This window comes from Glutamicibacter sp. NPDC088483 (assembly GCF_044753145.1).
GTDB lineage: Bacteria > Actinomycetota > Actinomycetes > Actinomycetales > Micrococcaceae > Glutamicibacter.
Genome location: NZ_JBIVMP010000001.1, coordinates 603,289 through 623,807, shown reverse-complemented (window position 1 = coordinate 623,807; position 20,519 = coordinate 603,289). Strand labels below are relative to the sequence as shown.

The following is a 20,519-nucleotide window of genomic DNA, read 5'->3' as shown; positions in this document are numbered from 1 at the left end:
GACCCCTAGAAATGACCACAATGTGAAAGTTTTGCAGTAGCTTAGACACATGAGCACTCCATCTTCATCACAGGGCGCTCCACTCGCAACCGAGAAGCGTGAGACTTTCAGCTCCCGAAAGTTGTTCATCCTTTCAGCGATTGGTTCGGCCGTTGGTCTGGGAAACATCTGGCGTTTCCCTTACGTCGCCTACGAAAACGGTGGCGGCGCATTCTTGATCCCATACCTGGTCGCAATTCTCTGCGCCGGTATTCCGTTGCTGTTCCTCGACTACTCCATCGGCCACCGCTACCGCGGCTCTGCTCCGCTGGCGTACCGCCGGGCTAACCGCAAGGCCGAGGTCCTGGGCTGGTGGCAGGTACTGATCTGCTTCATCATCGCCATCTACTACGCGGCCATCATTGCGTGGGCGGCCATGTACTGCTGGTTCTCCATCACCAAGGCTTGGGACAAGAACGCCGACGGCGCCGCCGGGTTCTTCATGAACGACTTCCTCAAGGTCTCGGAAAACGTCAACGTCGGCTTCGACTTCGTCGGCAACATCTTCATCCCGATGTTCTTCGTTTGGCTGGTGACCATCGTGATCATGGTCGCCGGTGTGAACAAGGGTATTTCCCGGGCAAACGCCGTCTTCATGCCGCTGCTTATCGTCATGTTCCTGATCCTCGTGATCCAGTCGGTCTTCCTGCCAGGTGCTGTGGACGGCTTGAATACCTTCTTCACGCCGAACTTCGAGGCGCTGTCGAACCCTGCGGTGTGGGCTGCGGCCTTCGGGCACATCTTCTTCTCGCTGTCCGTGGCTTTCGGCATCATGGTGACGTACTCGTCGTACATGAAGCGCAAGAGCGATCTGACCGGTTCGGGCTACGTTGTTGCTTTCGCCAACTCCAGCTTCGAACTGCTTGCAGGTATCGGCGTCTTCGCGGCGCTTGGCTTCATGGCGTACAACGCCGGCAGCTCCGTCGACGAAGTGGCAACCAGCGGAATCGGCCTGGCCTTCATCGCCTTCCCGACCATCGTTTCGCAGGCTCCCTTGGGCGGCGTCATCGGCGTGCTGTTCTTCGGTTCGCTGGTCTTTGCCGGCATTACCTCGTTGATCTCGATCCTCGAGGTGATTGTTGCGGCTTTCCAGGACAAGCTGGGCTGGAAGCGCCAGTCGGCCACCCTGGTTGTTGTCGTTCCGGTGGCATTGATCTCCATGATCTTGTTCCCAACCACCACTGGATTGTATTTGCTGGACACCATGGATGCGTTCGTGAACCAGTTCGGCATCCTCGCTTGCGCACTGGTGATTGTGATCGTCTTCGGTGCAGGCCTGGGCATGCTGCCTAAGCTGGCCAAGCACTTGAACCGCCACAGCTCCATCAAGCTGGGTACCGGCTGGATGGTCCTGGTCGGCGGCGTGGGCCCAGCTGTCTTGGGCTACATGCTGATCAATGAAATCCAGACCAAGCTTGCAACTCCCTATGAGGACTACCCTGTTTGGTTCCTCGGGATCTTCGGTTGGGGCATGGCCGGGGCATTGATTGTCGGCGCGGTTCTGCTGTCCCTGGTCCCTTGGAGCAAGAACTCCAAGAAAAACGACCCCGAGTTCGATCAGCATCGTGCGAACGTCGAGGCAGAAGAAGTCCCTGAAGTGTCCAGGAAGGAATACTAGCCATGAGTCCTATAGCGATTGTCTTCATGATTATCTCCATGCTGACCATTTGGGGAGGCCTGGCCATCGCCTTGATCAGCCTGAATCGCCATCCTGAAAAGCACGATGACGATGTGATCGAGCCAGCTGGCTCGGCAGGCAACTAGAACCTGCAAGCAGCATCTGGATCGAAGGCCTCTTCGTTTCAAGCCCCGGCTTGGAATGAAGAGGCCTTTTCCTGTGCAAATGCACTATGCGACACGAAACGTGTTGTGCCGATCCGCGTAGTGGCCGGGCAGCCGGGAGAATACTCTCTAGTTATAGAGACAATAGGGCCAGTGAGCTCACGAATAAGTTCTGGAAGGACAATCACATGGACGTTACCTACCGCATTGACCAGAAGCGCAAGATCAACGGTCCGTTCCCCGGCCCGAAGTCGCAGGAACTGACCGCACGCCGAGCCAAAGCAGTTGCTGCCGGCGTAGCTTCCAGCCTGCCGGTGTACGCGGCAGAGGTTGATGGCGGCATCATTGTCGATGTCGATGGCAACCAGCTGATTGACCTGGGCTCCGGCATCGCCGTAACGACCATTGGCGCCTCGAATCAGGCAGTAGCCAAAGCCGTCGCCGAACAGGCCGCGCGCTTCACCCACACCTGCTTCATGGTCGCTCCGTACGAGAACTACATCGAGCTGGCCGAGAAGCTGGCTGCCATCACTCCGGGCAACTTCGAGAAGCGTGCAGTCTTCTTCAACTCCGGTGCCGAAGCGGTAGAGAACGCCATCAAGGTAGCCCGCATTGCCACCGGCCGCCAGGCAGTAGTCGCCTTCGACCACGCCTACCACGGCCGCACCAACCTCACCATGGGCTTGACCGCCAAGGCCGCCCCATACAAGCGCGGCTTCGGCCCACTGGCACCGGAGATCTACCGCATGCCAATGAGCTACCCATACCGCGAAGAGAACCCGAACATCTCCGGCAAGGAAGCAGCCGAGCGCGCGATCCTGGCCATGGAAAAGCAGATCGGCGGCGACCAGATCGCTGCGATCATCATCGAGCCGATCCAGGGCGAGGGCGGCTTCATCGTTCCGGCCACCGGCTTCCTGCCGCGCATCGCCGAATGGGCCAAGGAAAACGGCATTGTCTTCGTTGCTGACGAAGTCCAGGCAGGCTTCGCACGCTCCGGTGCTTGGTTCGCCTCGGACATCGAAGGCATTGAGCCTGACATCATCACCCTGGCCAAGGGCATCGCCGGCGGCATGCCGCTGTCTGGCATTATCGGCCGTGCCGAACTGCTGGATTCGGTGCACGGTGGCGGCCTGGGCGGCACCTACGGCGGCAACCCGGTTGCTGTGGCCGCGGCTCTGGAATCCATCAAGTTCATGGAAGAGCAGGACTTGGCGGGTCGCGCCCGCGAGATCGAAGAGAAGTTCTTCACCCGCTTCGGTGCGCTGCAGAAGGACATCAAGGAACTGGGCGACATCCGTGGCCGTGGCGGCATGGTTGCAATGGAATTCGTCAAGGCTGGTGGCAAGCAGCCGGACGCCGAGCTGACCAAGGCCATCGCAGCCGAATGCCTGGCCCAGGGCGTCTTGATCCTCACCTGCGGCACCTACGGCAACGTGGTTCGCCTCTTGCCTCCGCTGGTGATCGGCGACGAGCTGCTCGAGGATGCATTCAACGTATTGGAAGATGCGATCCGCAAGGCTGTCGCCTAAGTAGCTCAAAACTGGTCCTAAACAGCGAATGCCTCGAACCTCCCACGGGAGATTCGAGGCATTCGCTGTATCGGCGGTGAGTGCAACCGGGCGTTCAGACCAACTTTTTCGGTTCGGGCATGGAGCCAATGCGTGGAATTCGCATCATGTCCACGAGCACGAAGAGCACCGCAACCCATACCAAGGCGAAACCAACCCAGCGTTCGAATGGCATGTGCTCGCCAAAGACCAGCAGGCCCAGGATGAACTGCAAGAGCGGGGCGAGGAATTGCAATGAGCCCAGGGTGCTCAAAGGCAGGCGGCGAGCTGCACCCCCGAAGAGCAGGAGCGGTACTGCGGTGATGATGCCGCTCGCTGCCAAAAGCGAGAGGCCAGGAACATCAGCCGAGAACAGCGCAGACTTCCCGTCAACGGCCAGCCAAACCAGATAGCCGATGGCCAACGGGGTCAGCAAGACGGTTTCAATGGTCAAGGACCCCAGCGCAGTTCCGCTTTGGCCCACTTTGTTCTTCACCAGGCCATAGAAGCCAAAGGAGAAAGCCAAGCCGAGGGAAATCCAAGGGACCTGTCCCAAGCCGATCGTCAAGACAAGTACAGCAACGGTGGCTATGGCAACAGCGATCCATTGCAGCCGACGCAATTTTTCTTTCAGGACGACGACACCCAGAAGGATTGCCACAATTGGGTTGATGAAGTAGCCCAGCGAGGCTTCCAGCACATGTCCGGTCAAGACCGCCAGTGCGTAGAGAGTCCAGTTGGCTGCAATCAGAACACTAGCCAGTCCCAACTGCCAGATGGTCCTGGAATCCTTGAACATCGCAAGGAACTGCTTGACCTGGCGCGTGAACGCCAGCAGCAACAGGCAGAAAACCAGCGAGAAGATCACGCGAACGCCAACGAATTCGAAGGCCGAGATGTCAGGCAGCAATAGGAAGTAAGCCGGTAGCATGCCCCAAATCAGGTACGCGGCGGTGCCTTGGATCAGTCCGTAGCTATGTTCTGAACGGATCGGTTTAGCGGTACTTACGGACATGCAGGGCGCACACTTTCAGAAACAAAATGGATCAAGGGAGCGGCCCACCGGGAAATAAGTTGTGGAACCGCATCTTAAAACTACAACGTTCCCGCCGTCTGGATATTCCCCTGGGCCGGCGGTGCCTGCCATTCCACACGGCTCTGTGATATTTTCACCGGAACATAAATGGAATTCCAGTCGTTGACTAGACTAGAGAACACCAACTTGGTTTGCTTCATTGAGGGAGTGCATCGCCGTGCATGGACATAACAACGGACTCAAAACCGCCTTTTTGATGGGCGGAATGTTTGCCCTGCTGCTGGCCATTGGCTCGCTGATATCCGCGGGCACCGGCCATTCAATGTTCATTTGGATATTTGCCTTGATAGGCCTCGGAACTACTGCCTACAGCTATTGGAATAGCGACAAGCTGGCTCTGCGCTCGATGCATGCCTACCCGGTCAGCGAAGCGGAACAGCCGGGAATGTACCGAATCGTGCGTGAGCTGTCGATGAACGCGCAGCAGCCGATGCCGCGACTGTACGTTTCGCCAACCACTTCGCCGAACGCCTTTGCCACCGGCCGCAACCCGCAGAATTCGGCGGTGTGCTGCACCGAAGGCATCCTGCAGTTGCTGAACGAACGCGAATTGCGCGGGGTGCTGGGCCACGAGCTGATGCATGTCTACAACCGGGACATCCTCACTTCTTCGGTCGCCGCCGCGGTTGCGGGCGTTATCACCTCCGTTGCCCAGTTCCTGATGTTCTTCGGCGGCGGCAACAGCAATGACAACCGCGGGGTGAATCCGATCGCCTTGATTGCCCTTTCCCTGCTGGCGCCACTGGCAGCGTCGATCATCCAGATGGCCGTGAGCCGCACCCGCGAATATGATGCAGACGAGGACGGAGCCAAGCTGACCAATGACCCGCTGGCGTTGGCGAGCGCGCTTCGGAAACTGGAATCAGGGATTACGCAGGCTCCGCTGGCTTCCAACGACCAGAAGCTGGTCAACAGCTCGCACCTGATGATCGCCAATCCATTCGGCTCGCGCCTCAAGCGCATGTTCTCCACCCACCCGCCAATGGAGGATCGCATCGCACGGCTTGAAGCGATGGCTGGCGGACGCGGATACTAAGTGCAAAGCAGCTCCTGGGCTAAAGGCCGCATCTCATATGGAGATGCGGCCTTTAGCTTGTTTTGGGCCTTTACCGTTGAACTAATAGTTACTTCCCCTCCTACTAAAGGATGAGGCGATATTCTTCGTCTTCCCTAGTCAATCGAGGATGGGCTGATCGTAGCGGCACCGAAAAGAAGACCCTCTGCCGTCTGATGATGGAGCAAGGAACAAGGATGCGAGACGACGACGCGGCACTTCTGCCCAGGCTTGGGGATGCCATAGCCGGTCAACTGGCCACCGGAACGGTCAAAGGATTGGCTTGCCTGCTTGCGGCCTGGATTTGCTCATCATGGATTGCCCTCCACACTGCTTTCGGCACATTCGCTATCACGCTGGCGATCTCGTATCTCCTCTCGGAAATCCTCGGCGCCATCATCGTTCGACCGATTGTCCTGAAAGAACGCCGTCCCAACCCCGGGGGGGAGTGCTGTACGTCGTCCTTCCATTCGTGGTGTCCATCATGGTCAGCTTTGCTGCGGCCTATGCAGTTACCAGCTCATTGCGTGACAGCAGTTTTGTGACAGTGCTCGTTGCCGCATGCAACGCCGCTGAGATCCTCTGGATCAAACCATGGGTGCCGGGACCTTCGCCGGAAGAGATGGCCGCGAAGTTCAATGAATTCAAAGCCATGACCAAGGACCACTTCGCTGATGATGTGGCCGAGGTCAAGCGGCGGGCCAGGGAAAGGACTCGCGAACAGTACTACGCGAAGAAGGCCCGCGAAGAAGCAAAGAGGCTGAAGAAGCAGAAGCGCGACGAGGATCAGCGCTGATCCTTCCCGGGTCCATGATCCAGTGGTGCGCAGATGGCAGCGAGGGCTGTTTCCCATGGTGAATGGGAAACAGCCCTCGCTGTGTATCACGTGATTTCTAACGCTGGGTCAGTCCTAGCGGAAGTTCACGAACTGCAGATCCGCTTCTTCGAAGTCGCGCAGCAGAGCCATCGTGGCCTGCAGGTCATCGCGGGACTTGGAAGAGACGCGAAGCTCGTCACCCTGAATGGTTGACTTGATGCCCTTAGGCGCCTCATCGCGAATCAGCTTGTTGATCTTCTTAGCGACATCCTGGGCGATGCCCTCCTTGATGCTTGCTTCGATGCGGTATTCCTTGCCGGATGCAAATGGCTCGCCGGCATCCAATGACTTCAGGGAAATGCCGCGCTTGACCAGCTTGGACTGGAAAACATCCAGTACTGCGTTGACGCGCTCTTCCGAGTTGGCCTTCATCAGGATCTTCTCACCGCTGAAATCAACTTCAGCGCCAACGCCCTTGAAGTCGTAGCGCTGGGCAATTTCCTTCTGGGCCTGGTTCATCGCGTTGGCGACTTCCTGGCTATCAACCTTGCTTACGACGTCGAATGTGGAATCACTAGCCATGTGAATACTCCTAGTTGAAACGGGTCTGATTCGCTTCATAGCCTACCGGTTTTGCCCCCTGGATTTGGGGTGTGATCAGGCTTACAGCAAAAATGCCCCTCTCGATTTCACAACATCGAAAAACTCCTGTAGAGTTATTTCTCGTTCCGACAAGAGCAAATGTTCTTGAAGCGAACGTACTCGGCAGATTACCCGAGTGGCCAAAGGGGGCTGACTGTAAATCAGCTGGCAACGCCTTCACTGGTTCGAATCCAGTATCTGCCACAAAATAACTCCCGGATCCCAGGATCCGGGAGTTTTTTGCATGCGGAAGGAATGCACGGCAACCCGGATCTTTCCTATTCCCGGTTCCGAACAAGATCACCTTTCTACGTATTTCAAATAAGGATCGGCTACCGTATAACCATGGCAACGAAAAATGTGAGCGAAGACGACTTCGCGAAGTTGATTGAAGACAACGACATCGTCCTCGTGGACTTCTGGGCCGACTGGTGCGGGCCGTGCAAGCAGTTTGCACCGGTTTACGACCAGACCTCGGACAAGTTCAGCGACGTCGTTTTTGCCAAGGTGGATACCGAAGCTGAGCAGGGCCTGGCACGTGCAGCTAACGTGACCTCGATTCCTACCATCATGGCGTTCCGCGAACAGGTCCTCGTGTTCTCGCAGGCTGGTGCGTTGAACCAGACCCAGCTCGAAGATCTAGTCACTGCGGTCAAGGGCATTGACATGAGCGAAGTGCACAAGCAGATCGCCGAGGAAGCCGCGCAGGCTGATTCCTAAGAACCATTAGAGGCTTCGGGCTCCTTACCTCCGCCGGTGATCCAGCGGTGCGTAACGGGGCCCGAAGCTTTGTTTTTTCTGCCCCGAAAGCACCAGCAAGCGCACTACGCGTTGACGGTGCGGGGCGTATGGCGCCAATAGCTCCAGCATCTGCCCATCGCTGATTCGGGAACCGGTAAGCACCTGGCCCACGAAATCAGCCAGATGGAAATCTCCCACCGAAATATGGTCACTGGATCCGTGGGAGCGCTGCAGGGTTTCGGCAATTGTCCAGGGACCAATGCCCGGCACCGAACCCAAGGCGGCTTCCAAGGTGCCCGGAGCCTTGGCGGTGGGCCGTGCATGGTCCATTGGCTTCTCTGCCCACCACTGCAAACTGCCGGCAACCTGCAGCAGGCGTGCCATGGTGTTAGCCCGCTGTCCTTCAACGCGCGCCTTTTGCCAGTCCCAGCGCCTCATCGAGGCTAGCTTTTGCGATCCGGGGAAAATCATCAGGCCCTCGGGAGCCGGACCCGGAGCCCGCTGTCCCAAATGGCGGATCAGCCAGCGCCAGGCATAATTCGCTTCAATCCCGGTCACCCGCTGTTCCAAGATCGCCCCAGCGGCGTGCTCAAAGATCCTGCCGGTGCTGGGCAGAACGAAGTCCGGATGCAACGAGCGGGTGCGCGCGATAATTTCGGGGAACTGCCCTTCTTTGATCCTCGCGTCGAAATCGCTCCAGTCATCGAGCGCCCCTAGAAGGTTCGGAGCTGAGCCGATGGCCCAGTGGGCTCCGGGACCCCATGCTCGAAACGTTGCCGGGGCGGTGGGCGCGGGCTTGCTGATTTGCAGCGTGGCATCTCCGAACGGTGTTCCAAAGGCCAGCCATGCTTCGCTCTGGGACAGGCGGATGGTCGGATCTCCCAGTCCCCGGCGCAGGATTCCCAAAGTCTTGAGCAAGGACACGGGGCGGTGCGGATCGTAATCGGCGCTCAACGGCTTCTCCATGAATCGCATCCTATAGCCTCGTGCCTGCAGTAGCTTGCGGCAGGCTTGCCTAGCACTGATGAAAAGTGCCCGTCCACTGCGTGACGTTTCGCTACGTGCCGGAACGACATGTATGACAACCGCCGGTAAAGTTCTTGACATGAAGTATGCGTCCACAGTCCTAGATCTGATCGGCAATACCCCTTTGGTGAAGCTCAATCGAGTCACCGAGGGGATCAAAGCCACTGTATTGGTGAAGCTTGAATACTTGAATCCGGGTGGTTCCATCAAGGACCGCATCGCATTGAAGATGGTCGAGCGCGCCGAAGAATCCGGCCAGCTCAAGCCCGGCGGAACCATCGTGGAACCAACCAGCGGCAACACCGGTGTCGGCTTGGCCATGGTGGGCCAGCTCAAGGGCTACAACACCATCTTCGTCACCCCGGATAAGGTCGGCGAGGAAAAGCGCGACGTACTGCGCGCCTACGGTGCCAAGGTAGTAGTCACCCCAACCGCGGTGGCCCCGGATTCCCCTCAGTCCTACTACGGCGTATCGGACCGCCTGGTTACCGAGATCGACGGCGCCTACAAGCCCGACCAGTTCGCCAACCCGGCAGCACCCGACAGCCACTTCGAAACCACCGGACCGGAAATCTGGAACGACACCGACGGCAAGCTGACCCATGCGGTCATCAGCGCAGGAACCGGCGGCACCATCACCGGCACCGGACGCTACCTCAAACAGGTTTCCGCCGGCCGCGCCTCGGGCCCGGTCAAGATCATTGCCGCAGACCCGGATGGCTCGGTCTACTCCGGTGGCACCGGACGCCCATACTTCGTCGAGGGCGTCGGTGAAGATATGTGGCCAGGGAACTACGACCCATCCGTGCCGGATGCCGTGGAACCAGTCACCGACGCTGAGGCTTTTGAAATGACCCGCCGGTTGGCCAAGGAAGAAGGCCTGCTGCTGGGCGGTTCTTCGGGCATGGCAGTGGTCGCCGCGCTGCGTGCAGCCAAGGACCTGGGCGAAGACGACGTAGTTGTCGTGATCGCCCCGGATGGCGGCCGCGGCTACCTGGCCAAGATCTTCAACGACCAGTGGATGCTGGACCAGGGCTTCACCACTGATGAATACTCCGCCTTGGACTTCATCGGCGCGGCACTTGCCAAGCAGGGCACCACCACGGTGGCTTTGGATACCACCCTGGCCGAAGCGGCCAAGGCACTGCGCGAGCAGGGCGATGACGCGTTGGTCGTGTCGACCTCGCCGCTGCCAGCGCGTATCGGCGAGATCCGCGGTGTCATTGGCGCGGGGGACATCACCGACGCACTGCTGGCTGGCGCAGAACCAACCAGTACGCTCGCAGACCTGGGCGACTTGGCCAAGCCATTCATCGGCACCGCAGACACCCCGGAACATGCACAGGAACTGCTCAGGAGCCACCCGGCCGTACTGCTGACCAAGGGCGGCGAAGTGATCGCCGCGGCTACCGCAGCCGATCTCTTGGCCTACTCCACCCGCTAGAGACAACACCTCAAAGGATTGATATCGATGACTGAAAACCATCAGGGAGCAAACACCCGCTTTGTCCATGCGGGCCAGGAATTCGAACCGGTCACCGGCGCGGTAGTTCCGCCGCTGCATTTCTCCTCGACCTACGCGCAGGACGGCATTGGCGGCCTGCGCAACGGCTACGAGTACGGCCGCGGCACCAACCCGACCCGCGACGCGCTGCAGGCGCAGCTGGCCGGCGCAGAATTCGGCACCCACGCCTTCTCCTTCAGCTCCGGCCTGGCCGCCGAGGACTCGCTGATCCGTGCGATCCTGCGTCCGGGCGACCACATTGTGCTGGGCAACGACGCCTACGGTGGAACCTTCCGCCTGATTGACCGCGTGCTGGGCGACTGGGGCATCGGCAACACCCCGGTGAACATGGCTGACGAAGCAGCGCTGGCTGCCGCCATCGAAAAGAACAAGGCAAAGCTGGTGTGGGTTGAGACCCCTTCGAACCCGATGATGACCATCACCGACATCGCCAAGGTCGCTGAAATCGCCCATGCTGCCGGCGCATTGCTGGTCGTGGACAACACCTTCGCCAGCCCATTCCTGCAGCAGCCGCTGACCCTGGGTGCTGACATCGTGGTCCACTCGACCACCAAGTACATCGGCGGCCACTCCGATGTGGTGGGCGGTGCGGTGATCGTCAAGGATGCGCAGCTGGCAGAAAAGATCGGCTTCATCCAGTTCGCTGTGGGCGCCGTCTCGGGCCCGATGGACGCCTTCTTGACCACCCGCGGCCTGAAGACCCTGGGCGTTCGCATGCGCGCCCACTCGGAGAACGCTGCACAGGTTGCCGGGTGGCTGCGTGAGCGCAGCGAAGTCGAGCGCGTGCTCTACCCGGGCTTCGAAGACCACCCGGGCCACGAGATTGCCAAGAAGCAGATGTCCGGCTTCGGCGGCATGGTGTCCGTCCAGTTCACCGGCGGTGAAGCGGCGGCCCGCAAGATTGCCGAGAGCACCAAGCTATTCACCCTGGCAGAATCCCTGGGCGGCATCGAATCGCTGATGAACTACCCGTCGGAGATGACCCACGCTTCGGTGAAGGGTACCGAGCTGGCGGTTCCGGTGAACCTGTTGCGCCTGTCCGTTGGCATCGAAGACCCTGCGGATTTGATTGAAGACCTGGATAAGGCCTTCGCCAACCTGTAAGAACCAAGCGCAAAGGACCTGGGTTCCGCTGCCCGCAAAGGGCAACGGAACCCAGGTCCTTGGTGCTTTGAACGAAGTTCCGGATCGGCTACCGGCGGCGCTTGGCCGGTTTGGGATCCACGATCTTGAAATACCTGTTGCTCGCTGGCATCCACATCAAGGCCACGCTGAACATGATGATGGCCGCCAGCAGCGAATAGCGGCCGAATCGCAGCAACAGCGGCAGCGCGGTAATCAGGCCCAACCAGGACAGCTGGGCGCGCGCGGCCCGGTCCCCGGTGAATAAGCGGTAACCCAGCACACAGCAGGCAAGGCCGGCAGCGGCGAAAAAGATCATCAGCGCAATGGCTCCGAAATCCAGCGCGGAATCCTGGATATGCTCGTAAGCCAGGAAGCCTCCGAAGCCGAGAAAAAGCACTCCGGCTAGGAGCCATAGCATTTGGGCGATGAACAATCCGCCTGGGGTGGGCTCATCTGGACGTCGCGGAAAAAGTGGTTTCTTCACGTTCTCAACCCTACGTGCTTTGGTGCGGTGCCCGATCTCACACGCTCTCGACACTGACAATAGTGGCCTGTTCAAGCTAGCATTAAGTGTTCGCGAACATCAGGGTATCCCTCTCGCATCCAGCCCAATTTTTGAGGCCGGAGCCTTCTCGTGTTGTATTTTCCGCAAAGTGTGTGCGGGTCTTTATGTCATAGGGGAGCGCTTGATGAGCGTGACTTGTATCTGACTGTGCAGCCTATACGTCGTTTCTTTGGGGACGGCCAAGGCCTATCCCCTAACGAATGAGGTAATTCTTCGTGTCTTCTGACATGCCCGTAAACACCGACGACAACCAGACCCCGGAAGAGCCAACCGTGCTCTTCTCCGAACTTGGCCTGGATGCCCGCGTGCTTGCATCGCTTGCCGACCTTGGCTACGAAAAGCCATCGCCAATCCAGGCAGCGACCATTCCACTGCTTCTCGAAGGCCGCGACGTTGTCGGCCTGGCCCAGACCGGTACCGGCAAGACCGCTGCTTTCGCGCTTCCTGCCCTGTCCCGCATGGCAGAGCTGGCTGACACCAATGGTCCAGCCAAGACCCCGCAGATCCTGGTTCTGGCTCCAACCCGCGAGCTGGCCCTCCAGGTCGCCGAAGCCTTCACTTCCTACGCCAAGTACCTGCCGAACTTCACCGTTCTGCCAGTGTACGGCGGCTCGCCATACGGCCCGCAGCTCAACGGCTTGCGCCGTGGCGCCCAGGTAGTCGTTGGTACCCCAGGTCGCGTTATCGACCACATCAACAAGGGTTCCTTGGACCTGTCGAACCTGCAGTACGTTGTCCTTGATGAGGCCGACGAAATGCTGCGCATGGGCTTCGCCGAAGAGGTCGACAAGATCTTGGAAGCTACCCCAGAGGACAAGCAGGTTGCCCTGTTCTCGGCAACCATGCCACGCACCATCCGCCGCATCGCTTCGGAATACCTGCGCAACCCGCAGGAAGTTGCCGTGAAGTCCAAGCAGTCCACCGGCACCAACATCACCCAGCGCTACCTGCAGGTCATGGGCGCCCACAAGCTGGACGCCATGACCCGCATCCTGGAATCCGAGTCGTTCGAAGGCGTTATCACCTTCGTCCGCACCAAGATGGCTACCGAGGACCTGGCCGACAAGCTGAAGGCCCGCGGCTTCACCGCGGCTGCCATCAACGGCGACATCCCTCAGCAGCAGCGTGAGCGCACCGTTGAGAACCTGCGCTCGGGCAAGATCGACATCCTGGTTGCTACCGACGTGGCAGCTCGTGGCTTGGACGTTGAGCGTATTTCGCACGTTATCAACTTCGACATCCCGCATGACACCGAGTCCTACGTGCACCGCATTGGCCGTACCGGCCGTGCCGGCCGCTCGGGCGACGCGATCCTGTTCATGACCCCGCGCGAGAAGTACTTGCTGCGTGCCATCGAGAAGGCTACCCGCCAGCCGGTGACCCAGATGCAGCTGCCTTCGCTGGATTCGGTCAACGACCGTCGTATCCAGAAGTTCACCGATCGCATCGACAAGACCATCAGCGGCCAGGACCTGACCACCTTCCGCGAAATCGTGGAGAAGTTCGCTTCCGAGCACGAAGACCTGGACCAGCTGGAAATTGCAGCTGCACTGGCTCTGATGGCCCAGGGCGGCCGCCCGCTGCTGATGACCGAACCAGTCATGTCCCCTTCGAAGAAGGCACGCATGGATCGCCCAGAGCGCGGCGAGCGTAGCGAACGCGGTGACCGTGGCGATCGCGGTCCACGTGCCCGCAAGACCGCTGCCGAAGGCAACGCCATGTACCGTCTGGCCGTAGGCCGACGCAACCGCGTGCAGCCGGGCTCGATCGTTGGCGCACTGGCCAACGAGGGCGGCTTCGATTCTTCGGAAATCGGCGGCATCGAGATCCGTTCGGACCACACCCTGGTCGAGTTGCCAGCAGAGCTGAGCAAGGACCAGTGGCGTGCACTGTCCAAGACCCGCATCGGCGGCGAAGCCATCGAGCTCGAGCTCGACAATGGCCGCAGCCCGCGCCGTGACGACGAAGGCGACCGCGGTGGCTTCCGTGGCGGCCGTGGTGGTGGCTTCGGCGGCGGACGCAGTGGCGGCCGTGGCGGTTTCGGTGGCGGACGCGGCGGCGGACGTGGCGGCTTCGGCGGTGGCGGACGCGGCGGCAAGGATCGCTTCAGCGACTCGGGCCGCAGCGGTGGACGTCGCGACTACTAAGCCAGCCGCACGCAGCTGAACAGCATTGAATAACGCCCTTGGGGCAAGCCGAAAGCTTGCCCCAAGGGCGTTTTTCGTGCGCCGCAGGCTATTTACGGAGCAGGAGTTCCCACCGGGATCCCGTCCCCGAGATAGACCGTGCCGCCGCTTTCCAGGAACTGCCTGCTTTTCTGCGCCATCCCGGCCAGGGCGGCTTGCGCCTCGGCCGAGCCGTACTCGTCGCGGATATCCTGGGAGATGCGCATGGAGCAGAACTTCGGCCCGCACATGGAGCAGAAGTGGGCGGTCTTGGCCGGCTCGGCCGGCAAGGTCTCATCATGGAATTCCTGTGCGGTGACCGGGTCAAGGGACAACGCGAACTGGTCATTCCAGCGGAATTCGAAGCGCGCCTTGCTCAGCGCATCATCCCGCGCTGTGGCGCCCGGGTGGCCCTTGGCCAGATCGGCGGCGTGCGCAGCGATCTTGTAGGTGATCACCCCGGTCTTCACATCATCCCGGTTGGGCAGTCCCAGATGCTCCTTGGGAGTGACGTAGCAGAGCATCGCGGTCCCGTACCGTGCGATCTCCGTGGCGCCAATGGCGCTGGTGATGTGGTCGTAGCCCGGGGCGATGTCGGTGACCAGCGGGCCCAGGGTATAGAACGGCGCCCCATCGCACAGCTGCTGTTGGCGTTCCACATTCTCGCGCACCAGATGGAACGGGATATGCCCCGGGCCTTCGACCATCACCTGCACATCGTACTTCCAGGCGCGCTTGGTCAGCTCGGCCAGGGTGTCCAGCTCGGCGAACTGGGCGGCGTCGTTCGCATCTGCGATGGAACCCGGGCGCAGCCCGTCGCCCAGCGAGAAGGCCACGTCGTACTGCGCGAAGATCTCGCACAGCTGATCGAAGTGGGTGTAGAGGAAATTCTCCTGGTGGTGCGCCAAGCACCAGCCGGCCATGATGGACCCGCCACGCGAGACCATGCCGGTGACCCGGTTGGCAGTCAGCGGGATGTAGCGCAGCAGCACCCCGGCGTGGATGGTCATGTAGTCCACGCCCTGCTCGCACTGCTCAATGACGGTGTCGCGGAAGATCTCCCAGGTCAGTTCGTTGGCTTCGCCGTTGACCTTCTCCAACGCCTGGTAGATCGGCACGGTGCCGATGGGGACCGGGGAGTTGCGGATGATCCACTCGCGGGTGGTGTGGATGTCATCTCCGGTGGACAGGTCCATAACCGTGTCCGCGCCCCATTTGGCCGCCCACTGGAGCTTGGAGACTTCTTCTGCGATGGAGCTGGTCACCGCCGAGTTGCCGATATTCGCATTGATCTTGACCAGGAACGCCTTGCCGATGATCATCGGCTCGGATTCCGGGTGGTTGATGTTCGCCGGGATGATGGCTCGCCCGGCCGCGAGCTCGCTGCGCACCAGCTCGACATCGCATTCCTCGCGCAGGGCCACATAGCGCATTTCCGGGGTGATGATCCCGGCACGCGCATAGTGCATTTGCGTCACGCGGGCTCCGTCAACGGCCTGCAGCGGCGGGGCTGAGCGTCCGGCCCATTCCGCGCTGGCCGTGCCGCGGCGGACCGCTGAGCGTCCGTCGTCGTGCAGGTTGCGTTCGCGGCCTGCATAGGTTTCCACGTCCCCGCGTTCCAGGATCCACCGCTCGCGGAAGGGTTGCAGGCCTTGGGTGGGCTCGCTTCCCGGTCCGCTGGTGCGATATACAGCCAGCGGCTCGTTGGACTGTCCATTGGGGGAGTCTGCCAATTGGATCTGCGTGACGGGAACAGAAATTCCCGCAGATTCACGGTAGGCAAGGGTGTGGGCAGGGTGCTGTTCAATTTGTTCCACTGGGGAAACTCACTTCCTTCGCCGGCATTACCCGGACAGGTTCAACGGTCGCGGACGGCGATAGCCCGATCTCAGCCCTTGCCAGGGCACCCGTGTGGTCGCGAACAACTTAGCACGCTTGCGAGGGTTAAACGCAAACCCAGTGGTCAGGGCCTGACATCAAGGAAGTGGGAAGGGCCGGCTGTGGCGGGCCAAGATGCTTTTCATTGGCCGGAGACTCTTGCCGGGGGCACCTGGAATCCGGGGCGCAAGAAGCAGCCGGTAGCCGGTGCTGCAGCTTGGGTGTGCCCTGGGCCATGCTCGCAGTGGCTACACGGCATCTGCGGGATAAACGAAAAGAGAGGCAATCTGGAACCAGATTGCCTCTCTTATTTCGAGCCCCCTGCCGGAATCGATCCGGCGACCTCGTTCTTACCAAGAACGCGCTCTACCACTGAGCTAAGGGGGCAACAGGTAAATACTTTACACAGGTTTTTGAGGTTTGCAAAATCCGTCGGGAATTTGTTGCTGAGGTCACAATATTCCTACTCAAGACCGGAATGGGCGGCAAGGAGCTGTTGCCTTCCTGGCGGTTTCCAGCACCCCGGTTCGCGGCCTGGGATCCAACTGCCGGCCGCTGGAGCCGTGCCTGCGTGCCAGGGTGGATCGGGTGTTGCCCAAGTGCCGCTCGGTCACGGGTTCTGGAGCGGGAAAAGGTGGCAGCGTTCCGAAATTCCAAGCGGAGTAATTCGATGCTTGGCCACCGGGAAGAATCCGCGGGATTCTATCCTGCGCACCCGGGCAAATCCGCGATTGACCACGAGGAGCACTCCCGTGAGCATCGTCACCAGGGCACTTTTTGTCCCACCCTTCGTCCCCGGGGTGGCGAGTGAGGGGATAAATAGCCATTGACTAGTGGTTTTACAGAATTTTCCGGGTCTTTTCCGGGGTGATCCGCCGATTTTTCTTTGCCGGGAAATCCGTGTAGAGTATTTACTCGTTGCCCCCTTAGCTCAGTGGTAGAGCGCGTTCTTGGTAAGAACGAGGTCGCCGGATCGATTCCGGCAGGGGGCTCTGAGTGAGAAGCATTCTTGGCTTCTACTGGATTGCTTCTCACTTGTGGCGGCGTAGCTCAGCTGGTTAGAGCGCACGACTCATAATCGTGAGGTCCCGGGATCGAGTCCCGGCGCCGCTACCAAATCAAAGATCCTCGGCCTCGGCCGAGGATCTTTTTTGGTTTCCGGCCCCGAAGCAGCATTGTCCTTCGAGGGCATGAACGGCTAGTGATCCAAGTCCTTCTCCTGGTTCCCGTCCTTGGCTTGCTGAGCCAGCGACAGCAGCCCCTGGATCGCTGTCGTATCGAAATCCGCCTCTTGGCTCGGTGCCTGATTGGCATCATGGCCGTGGACTTCGGTATGCAAGCGCTGCATCTGCATGTCGAGTTTCGTCGCCATGGCCGCCGCGTCGGCAAGCTCTTGCACTAGATGTTCTGGAACTTCGCCCTCGTACTTGTAGAAGATCTTATGTTCCAGGCTTGCCCAGAAATCCTGGGCAATGGTACGGATCTGCAGCTCCACCACGACATCGACCGGGCCATCGGATAAGTAGACCGGGATCTGCACGATCGCATGGACACTTTTATAGCCGTTGGGCTTCGGGTTCTTGATGTAGTCCTTGATTTGGAGGACCTTCAGGTCATTCTGCGAGGTTAGCGTGTTCAGAACCTTGTAGATGTCCTTGACGAAACTGCAGGTAATGCGCACGCCGGCAATGTCGCTGATGTTCTCGCGAATGGCAGGCAGGGACGGGGAGATGTTCCGGCGGGAGACCTTGCGCATGATGCTCTCCGGAGTTTTCACCCGGGAAGTGACGTGCTCAATTGGATTGTAATTGTGCAAATACAAGAACTCTTCACGCAAGATCGAGACCTTGGTCAGCACCTCGTCCACCGCAAACTGGTACTCCATCATGAAACGCTGGAAATCATGGCGGAAAGCCTGCGTCAATCGCTGCAGCTCGGCCGGCGAAGGGGCGGTCTCGGCAGCTGCGATGGCCACTGCACGAGTCTTGTCATCAAATGGGACAGAAATCCTGGATCACCTCAGCAGATCATGGCCCGGCCCGCGGTACGGTTCCGGTGCAGTTCCAGCTTAAGGGCATCTCCTAGGAATTAGGCCAGAACGAATCGGGAATTCGTCCAGCAAACTTTCGGGCTGCAGGCGCCGGCCAACCTGCCTTGCAGGAGCTAGCCATGTCCGGTGAACTATCGTTAAAGAGGTAACTTCGAGGAAGGCATCGATGGAATTCGCCAGCGACCACCGGCAGCTCTGCCACGGCATCAGCTTCTCAGAGCATGAATGCGCCCCCATGCTCCGGCTTCGGCAAGCGGAAAAATGGAGCACCGAATACCTGGAAGCCAACCGTTCACTAAGCCTGCGCATCGGCGAACTGAAATTCTGCCTGGGCTACATCACGATGAACAGCGATGGCTCTCGCAACACCTTGCCTTGCCCGAAGAACAAAGCGCTGCGTACCGGAACCCAGTGCGAACGCTGCCGCCGGCTGGATCATTCAAAGTTCATGCATCATTTCCACAAGACCGGCGAAGCCCCGGAGGGCATGCGCAAGTACCTGGAGCAGCCGCACTTCTTGTATGTCGCAAGCTTCGCCCATGGGGCGACCAAGGTCGGTACCACCTCGACCCATAGCAAATGGACTCGCTTGGCGCAGCAGGGAGCGGTCATTGCCCGCTATGTTGCCCGCGCCGCTGATGGCGCCGCTATTCGAGTGCTCGAAGACCTGGTCACTGAACACGTGGGCCTGAGCCAGCAAGTCCGGCAGAAGTCCAAGATCAAGGGACTGGCCAGCTGGGAACTGGACTACGCCCAGCTGGACCAGATCAACTCCGAAGCGGCAAGCCGGACCCGGGTCTTCCTTGGCGCCCAGCGGGGCCTGGAGACCTACGGCGTGCAGCTGCGCGACGAGCTATGGAAACAACCGGCCTTCGCCCGCCCGGTCGTTGACGCCTGGGATACCCATGCGCTGCATGCCTGGAATGCGGCACTGGGCGGGAACACCGTGAATCTGCGCATCCGCGGCGTGCTGGGGCAAAGCATCCTCGCAGACAGCGGCGAAGGCACCACCGTGCGCCTGCTGGATGCCGCCGAGTTGAAGACCCGCGAGGTCGCCATCGTGGAGAACTTCGGAGATTTCAGGGAAGAGCAATCCGCCCTGTTCTGAATCAGGCCCAGCGTTGTCGGGGGAGTCACGGGGAAATGCCCCGGCCTCAATGAGCGGACACAGCCGGAGCTGAACTAGACTTGAACCATGACCAACACTCCTTGGGAATCGGCCTCATCACGCTATAAGAAGCTCGTCTTCGCTGCCATGGGCATCATGGGCGCAGGCATCATCTTGGCCATCATCGGCGCCAACATTCCATCGCTGCCAACGGTCTACACAGCAATCGGCATCATGGTCATCGGCATGCTCTGCCACATCGCCGGACTGGTTGTCCGCGCCAGGGATGCGCGCCAGTGGCGTATTGCCAATGGCCTGGCGGCCCCTCGAGCCAAGAAGCGCCCGGCGGACGGGCAGGACTAGGGCTCCGCAAGAATTCCACCGTGTGACCGCTTGGCTGCGCCCGGGTCCCGTATCCGGCGGCAGCCTCGCCTGGCCACTTCCAACAACGTTCAGGAGAATCCATGGGCATCAACCCCGACCTGGTAGGGCGCATCTACCCTGCCGGCGAGTCCTACCAGGTAGGCCGCGAAAAGATCCGCGAATTCGCCAAGGCCACCAAGGCCGCCAACCAGGCGCACTACGATGTGCAGGCCGCTCGCGAGCTGGGCTATAGCGATGTCGTTGCCCCTCCGACCTTCGCGATCATCATCGCCCAGCGCGCTGACGCGCAGCTGATTGCCGACCCGGCCAGTGGCATCGACTTCTCCCGCGTGGTGCACGCCGACCAGCGCTTCACCCATCACCGTCCAATCGTTGCCGGCGATGAACTGCTTGCCGAGCTCTACGTGGACCAGGTCCGTGAAATGGGTGCCGGTGCCATGATCACCACCCGCGCGGAAATAACCACCGTGGCTGGCGAGAAGATCGCAACCACCGTTTCATCGCTACTTGTACGAGCTGAGGACTAAGCATGATTGAATTCGAAAGCCTCGAAAAGGGCCAGGTCATTGGCTCGCACACGGTGCAGGTCAACCGCGCGGACCTCGTCCGCTATGCAGGTGCCTCGGGCGACTTCAACCCGATTCACTGGAATGAGCGCTTCGCCAAGGAAGTGGAACTGCCATCGGTGATCGCCCACGGCATGTTCACCATGGGATCGGTCATCGACCTGGTCTCCCAGTGGGTCGGCAACCCGGGAGCCATCATCGACTACCAGACCCGCTTCACCAAGCCGGTAGTCGTCGAAGATCCCGAAGGAACCAACCCGGCGAATCACGAAGGTACCACCATTTCGGTGGAGGGCAAGGTCGGCGCCTTGGACTCCGAAGCCCGCACCGCCCGCATCGATTTGGCAGTCTCGGCCCATGACAGCAAGGTACTGCTCAAGTGCCAAGCCGTGGTGCAGCTCTAGGC

General features: G+C 60.1%; 19 protein-coding genes, 4 tRNA genes and 1 riboswitch. Of the genes, 16 read left to right on the top strand and 7 right to left on the bottom strand.

Annotation, left to right across the window (positions count from 1 at the left end; genetic code table 11):
* Positions 1 to 49: 49 nt before the first annotated feature.
* From ACIP6G_RS03040 to gabT, 3 genes are all read left to right on the top strand, one after another.
* Positions 50 to 1,657, top strand: a complete 1,608-nt coding sequence (locus ACIP6G_RS03040; protein ID WP_400288575.1) for a sodium-dependent transporter — start codon at positions 50 to 52, stop codon at positions 1,655 to 1,657.
* A gap of 2 nt (positions 1,658 to 1,659) precedes the next feature.
* Positions 1,660 to 1,803, top strand: coding sequence for a methionine/alanine import family NSS transporter small subunit (locus tag ACIP6G_RS03035; protein ID WP_332487043.1), 144 nt, complete (start codon positions 1,660 to 1,662; stop codon positions 1,801 to 1,803).
* 206 nt (positions 1,804 to 2,009) lie between these two features.
* Positions 2,010 to 3,353 carry a 4-aminobutyrate--2-oxoglutarate transaminase gene (gene gabT, locus ACIP6G_RS03030; RefSeq protein WP_332727360.1) on the top strand — a complete coding sequence of 448 codons (1,344 nt, stop codon included), beginning with the start codon at positions 2,010 to 2,012 and terminating at the stop codon, positions 3,351 to 3,353.
* Between the two features lie 94 nt (positions 3,354 to 3,447).
* Here the strand turns inward: gabT and rarD are convergent, their stop codons facing one another.
* A complete protein-coding gene (gene rarD, locus ACIP6G_RS03025; RefSeq protein WP_400288572.1) occupies positions 3,448 to 4,386 on the bottom strand; it encodes an EamA family transporter RarD in 939 nt (312 codons plus the stop codon).
* 238 nt (positions 4,387 to 4,624) lie between these two features.
* Between rarD and htpX the strand changes: the two genes are divergently transcribed.
* Positions 4,625 to 5,503: a zinc metalloprotease HtpX gene (gene htpX / locus ACIP6G_RS03020; protein ID WP_400288569.1), complete on the top strand. Its 879-nt coding sequence runs from the start codon at positions 4,625 to 4,627 to the stop codon at positions 5,501 to 5,503.
* Positions 5,504 to 5,969: 466 nt separating this feature from the next.
* Positions 5,970 to 6,317, top strand: a complete 348-nt coding sequence (locus ACIP6G_RS03015; RefSeq protein WP_400288567.1) for a hypothetical protein — start codon at positions 5,970 to 5,972, stop codon at positions 6,315 to 6,317.
* 114 nt (positions 6,318 to 6,431) lie between these two features.
* Here ACIP6G_RS03015 and ACIP6G_RS03010 read toward each other — a convergent pair whose 3' ends face one another.
* Positions 6,432 to 6,920 (bottom strand): YajQ family cyclic di-GMP-binding protein, encoded by a 489-nt coding sequence (locus ACIP6G_RS03010; RefSeq protein ID WP_105656897.1) that lies wholly within the window; start codon positions 6,918 to 6,920, stop codon positions 6,432 to 6,434.
* Between the two features lie 182 nt (positions 6,921 to 7,102).
* Between ACIP6G_RS03010 and ACIP6G_RS03005 the strand changes: the two genes are divergently transcribed.
* Together ACIP6G_RS03005 and trxA are read left to right on the top strand one after the other, a co-directional pair.
* A tRNA-Tyr gene (locus ACIP6G_RS03005) sits at positions 7,103 to 7,184 on the top strand.
* Positions 7,185 to 7,325: 141 nt separating this feature from the next.
* The gene (trxA, locus tag ACIP6G_RS03000) at positions 7,326 to 7,700 is read left to right on the top strand and encodes a thioredoxin (protein WP_105656896.1); all 375 of its coding nucleotides are present in this window, start codon (positions 7,326 to 7,328) and stop codon (positions 7,698 to 7,700) included.
* A 24-nt stretch (positions 7,701 to 7,724) separates the two neighbouring features.
* On the opposite strand, the gene ACIP6G_RS02995 is transcribed toward trxA, so the two are convergent.
* The gene (locus tag ACIP6G_RS02995; RefSeq protein WP_400288564.1) at positions 7,725 to 8,687 is read right to left on the bottom strand and encodes a DNA-3-methyladenine glycosylase family protein; all 963 of its coding nucleotides are present in this window, start codon (positions 8,685 to 8,687) and stop codon (positions 7,725 to 7,727) included.
* A 139-nt stretch (positions 8,688 to 8,826) separates the two neighbouring features.
* On the opposite strand from ACIP6G_RS02995, the gene ACIP6G_RS02990 reads away from it, so the two are divergent.
* Positions 8,827 to 10,191, top strand: a complete 1,365-nt coding sequence (locus ACIP6G_RS02990; RefSeq protein ID WP_400288562.1) for a pyridoxal-phosphate dependent enzyme — start codon at positions 8,827 to 8,829, stop codon at positions 10,189 to 10,191.
* Positions 10,192 to 10,218: 27 nt separating this feature from the next.
* Complete coding sequence (locus tag ACIP6G_RS02985; protein ID WP_332487056.1) at positions 10,219 to 11,376, top strand: cystathionine gamma-synthase; 1,158 nt, start codon at positions 10,219 to 10,221, stop codon at positions 11,374 to 11,376.
* An 88-nt stretch (positions 11,377 to 11,464) separates the two neighbouring features.
* Here the strand turns inward: ACIP6G_RS02985 and ACIP6G_RS02980 are convergent, their stop codons facing one another.
* Positions 11,465 to 11,881, bottom strand: coding sequence for a hypothetical protein (locus ACIP6G_RS02980; protein WP_133833604.1), 417 nt, complete (start codon positions 11,879 to 11,881; stop codon positions 11,465 to 11,467).
* Between the two features lie 308 nt (positions 11,882 to 12,189).
* Between ACIP6G_RS02980 and ACIP6G_RS02975 the strand changes: the two genes are divergently transcribed.
* Positions 12,190 to 14,109: a DEAD/DEAH box helicase gene (locus ACIP6G_RS02975; RefSeq protein ID WP_105662540.1), complete on the top strand. Its 1,920-nt coding sequence runs from the start codon at positions 12,190 to 12,192 to the stop codon at positions 14,107 to 14,109.
* Between the two features lie 92 nt (positions 14,110 to 14,201).
* Here the strand turns inward: ACIP6G_RS02975 and thiC are convergent, their stop codons facing one another.
* Together thiC and ACIP6G_RS02965 are read right to left on the bottom strand one after the other, a co-directional pair.
* Entirely contained in the window at positions 14,202 to 15,944 is a 1,743-nt protein-coding gene (thiC, locus tag ACIP6G_RS02970; RefSeq protein ID WP_365946137.1) for a phosphomethylpyrimidine synthase ThiC, read from the bottom strand.
* A riboswitch (TPP riboswitch) is annotated at positions 15,941 to 16,048 on the bottom strand. (Overlaps the previous gene by 4 nt.)
* Before the next feature lie 272 nt (positions 16,049 to 16,320).
* Positions 16,321 to 16,392, bottom strand: a tRNA-Thr gene (locus ACIP6G_RS02965).
* Positions 16,393 to 16,925: 533 nt separating this feature from the next.
* Here ACIP6G_RS02965 and ACIP6G_RS02960 point away from each other — a divergent pair.
* Both ACIP6G_RS02960 and ACIP6G_RS02955 read left to right on the top strand, forming a co-directional pair.
* Positions 16,926 to 16,997: transfer RNA gene (locus ACIP6G_RS02960), tRNA-Thr, on the top strand.
* Between the two features lie 47 nt (positions 16,998 to 17,044).
* Positions 17,045 to 17,121, top strand: a tRNA-Met gene (locus tag ACIP6G_RS02955).
* 82 nt (positions 17,122 to 17,203) lie between these two features.
* On the opposite strand, the gene ACIP6G_RS02950 is transcribed toward ACIP6G_RS02955, so the two are convergent.
* Positions 17,204 to 17,980, bottom strand: a complete 777-nt coding sequence (locus tag ACIP6G_RS02950) for a GTP pyrophosphokinase family protein (protein WP_286134123.1) — start codon at positions 17,978 to 17,980, stop codon at positions 17,204 to 17,206.
* Positions 17,981 to 18,221: 241 nt separating this feature from the next.
* Between ACIP6G_RS02950 and ACIP6G_RS02945 the strand changes: the two genes are divergently transcribed.
* The 4 genes from ACIP6G_RS02945 (at position 18,222) to ACIP6G_RS02930 (ending at position 20,517) form a co-directional block, all read left to right on the top strand.
* A complete protein-coding gene (locus ACIP6G_RS02945; protein WP_365946136.1) occupies positions 18,222 to 19,163 on the top strand; it encodes a DUF2797 domain-containing protein in 942 nt (313 codons plus the stop codon).
* A gap of 87 nt (positions 19,164 to 19,250) precedes the next feature.
* Complete coding sequence (locus ACIP6G_RS02940; protein WP_332487064.1) at positions 19,251 to 19,526, top strand: hypothetical protein; 276 nt, start codon at positions 19,251 to 19,253, stop codon at positions 19,524 to 19,526.
* 101 nt (positions 19,527 to 19,627) lie between these two features.
* Positions 19,628 to 20,074, top strand: coding sequence for a MaoC family dehydratase N-terminal domain-containing protein (locus tag ACIP6G_RS02935; RefSeq protein ID WP_105656888.1), 447 nt, complete (start codon positions 19,628 to 19,630; stop codon positions 20,072 to 20,074).
* Positions 20,075 to 20,076: 2 nt separating this feature from the next.
* The gene (locus ACIP6G_RS02930) at positions 20,077 to 20,517 is read left to right on the top strand and encodes a MaoC family dehydratase (protein WP_133833607.1); all 441 of its coding nucleotides are present in this window, start codon (positions 20,077 to 20,079) and stop codon (positions 20,515 to 20,517) included.
* Positions 20,518 to 20,519: the final 2 nt, after the last annotated feature.

Coding starts and splice junctions, on each gene's coding strand:
- ACIP6G_RS03040 (WP_400288575.1), top strand. CDS start 50: ATGAGCACTCCATCTTCATCACAGGGCGCTCCACTCGCAACCGAGAAG.
- ACIP6G_RS03035 (WP_332487043.1), top strand. CDS start 1,660: ATGAGTCCTATAGCGATTGTCTTCATGATTATCTCCATGCTGACCATT.
- gabT (WP_332727360.1), top strand. CDS start 2,010: ATGGACGTTACCTACCGCATTGACCAGAAGCGCAAGATCAACGGTCCG.
- rarD (WP_400288572.1), bottom strand. CDS start 4,386: ATGTCCGTAAGTACCGCTAAACCGATCCGTTCAGAACATAGCTACGGA.
- ACIP6G_RS03010 (WP_105656897.1), bottom strand. CDS start 6,920: ATGGCTAGTGATTCCACATTCGACGTCGTAAGCAAGGTTGATAGCCAG.
- trxA (WP_105656896.1), top strand. CDS start 7,326: ATGGCAACGAAAAATGTGAGCGAAGACGACTTCGCGAAGTTGATTGAA.
- ACIP6G_RS02995 (WP_400288564.1), bottom strand. CDS start 8,687: ATGGAGAAGCCGTTGAGCGCCGATTACGATCCGCACCGCCCCGTGTCC.
- ACIP6G_RS02990 (WP_400288562.1), top strand. CDS start 8,827: ATGAAGTATGCGTCCACAGTCCTAGATCTGATCGGCAATACCCCTTTG.
- ACIP6G_RS02985 (WP_332487056.1), top strand. CDS start 10,219: ATGACTGAAAACCATCAGGGAGCAAACACCCGCTTTGTCCATGCGGGC.
- ACIP6G_RS02975 (WP_105662540.1), top strand. CDS start 12,190: ATGCCCGTAAACACCGACGACAACCAGACCCCGGAAGAGCCAACCGTG.
- ACIP6G_RS02945 (WP_365946136.1), top strand. CDS start 18,222: ATGGAATTCGCCAGCGACCACCGGCAGCTCTGCCACGGCATCAGCTTC.
- ACIP6G_RS02940 (WP_332487064.1), top strand. CDS start 19,251: ATGACCAACACTCCTTGGGAATCGGCCTCATCACGCTATAAGAAGCTC.
- ACIP6G_RS02935 (WP_105656888.1), top strand. CDS start 19,628: ATGGGCATCAACCCCGACCTGGTAGGGCGCATCTACCCTGCCGGCGAG.
- ACIP6G_RS02930 (WP_133833607.1), top strand. CDS start 20,077: ATGATTGAATTCGAAAGCCTCGAAAAGGGCCAGGTCATTGGCTCGCAC.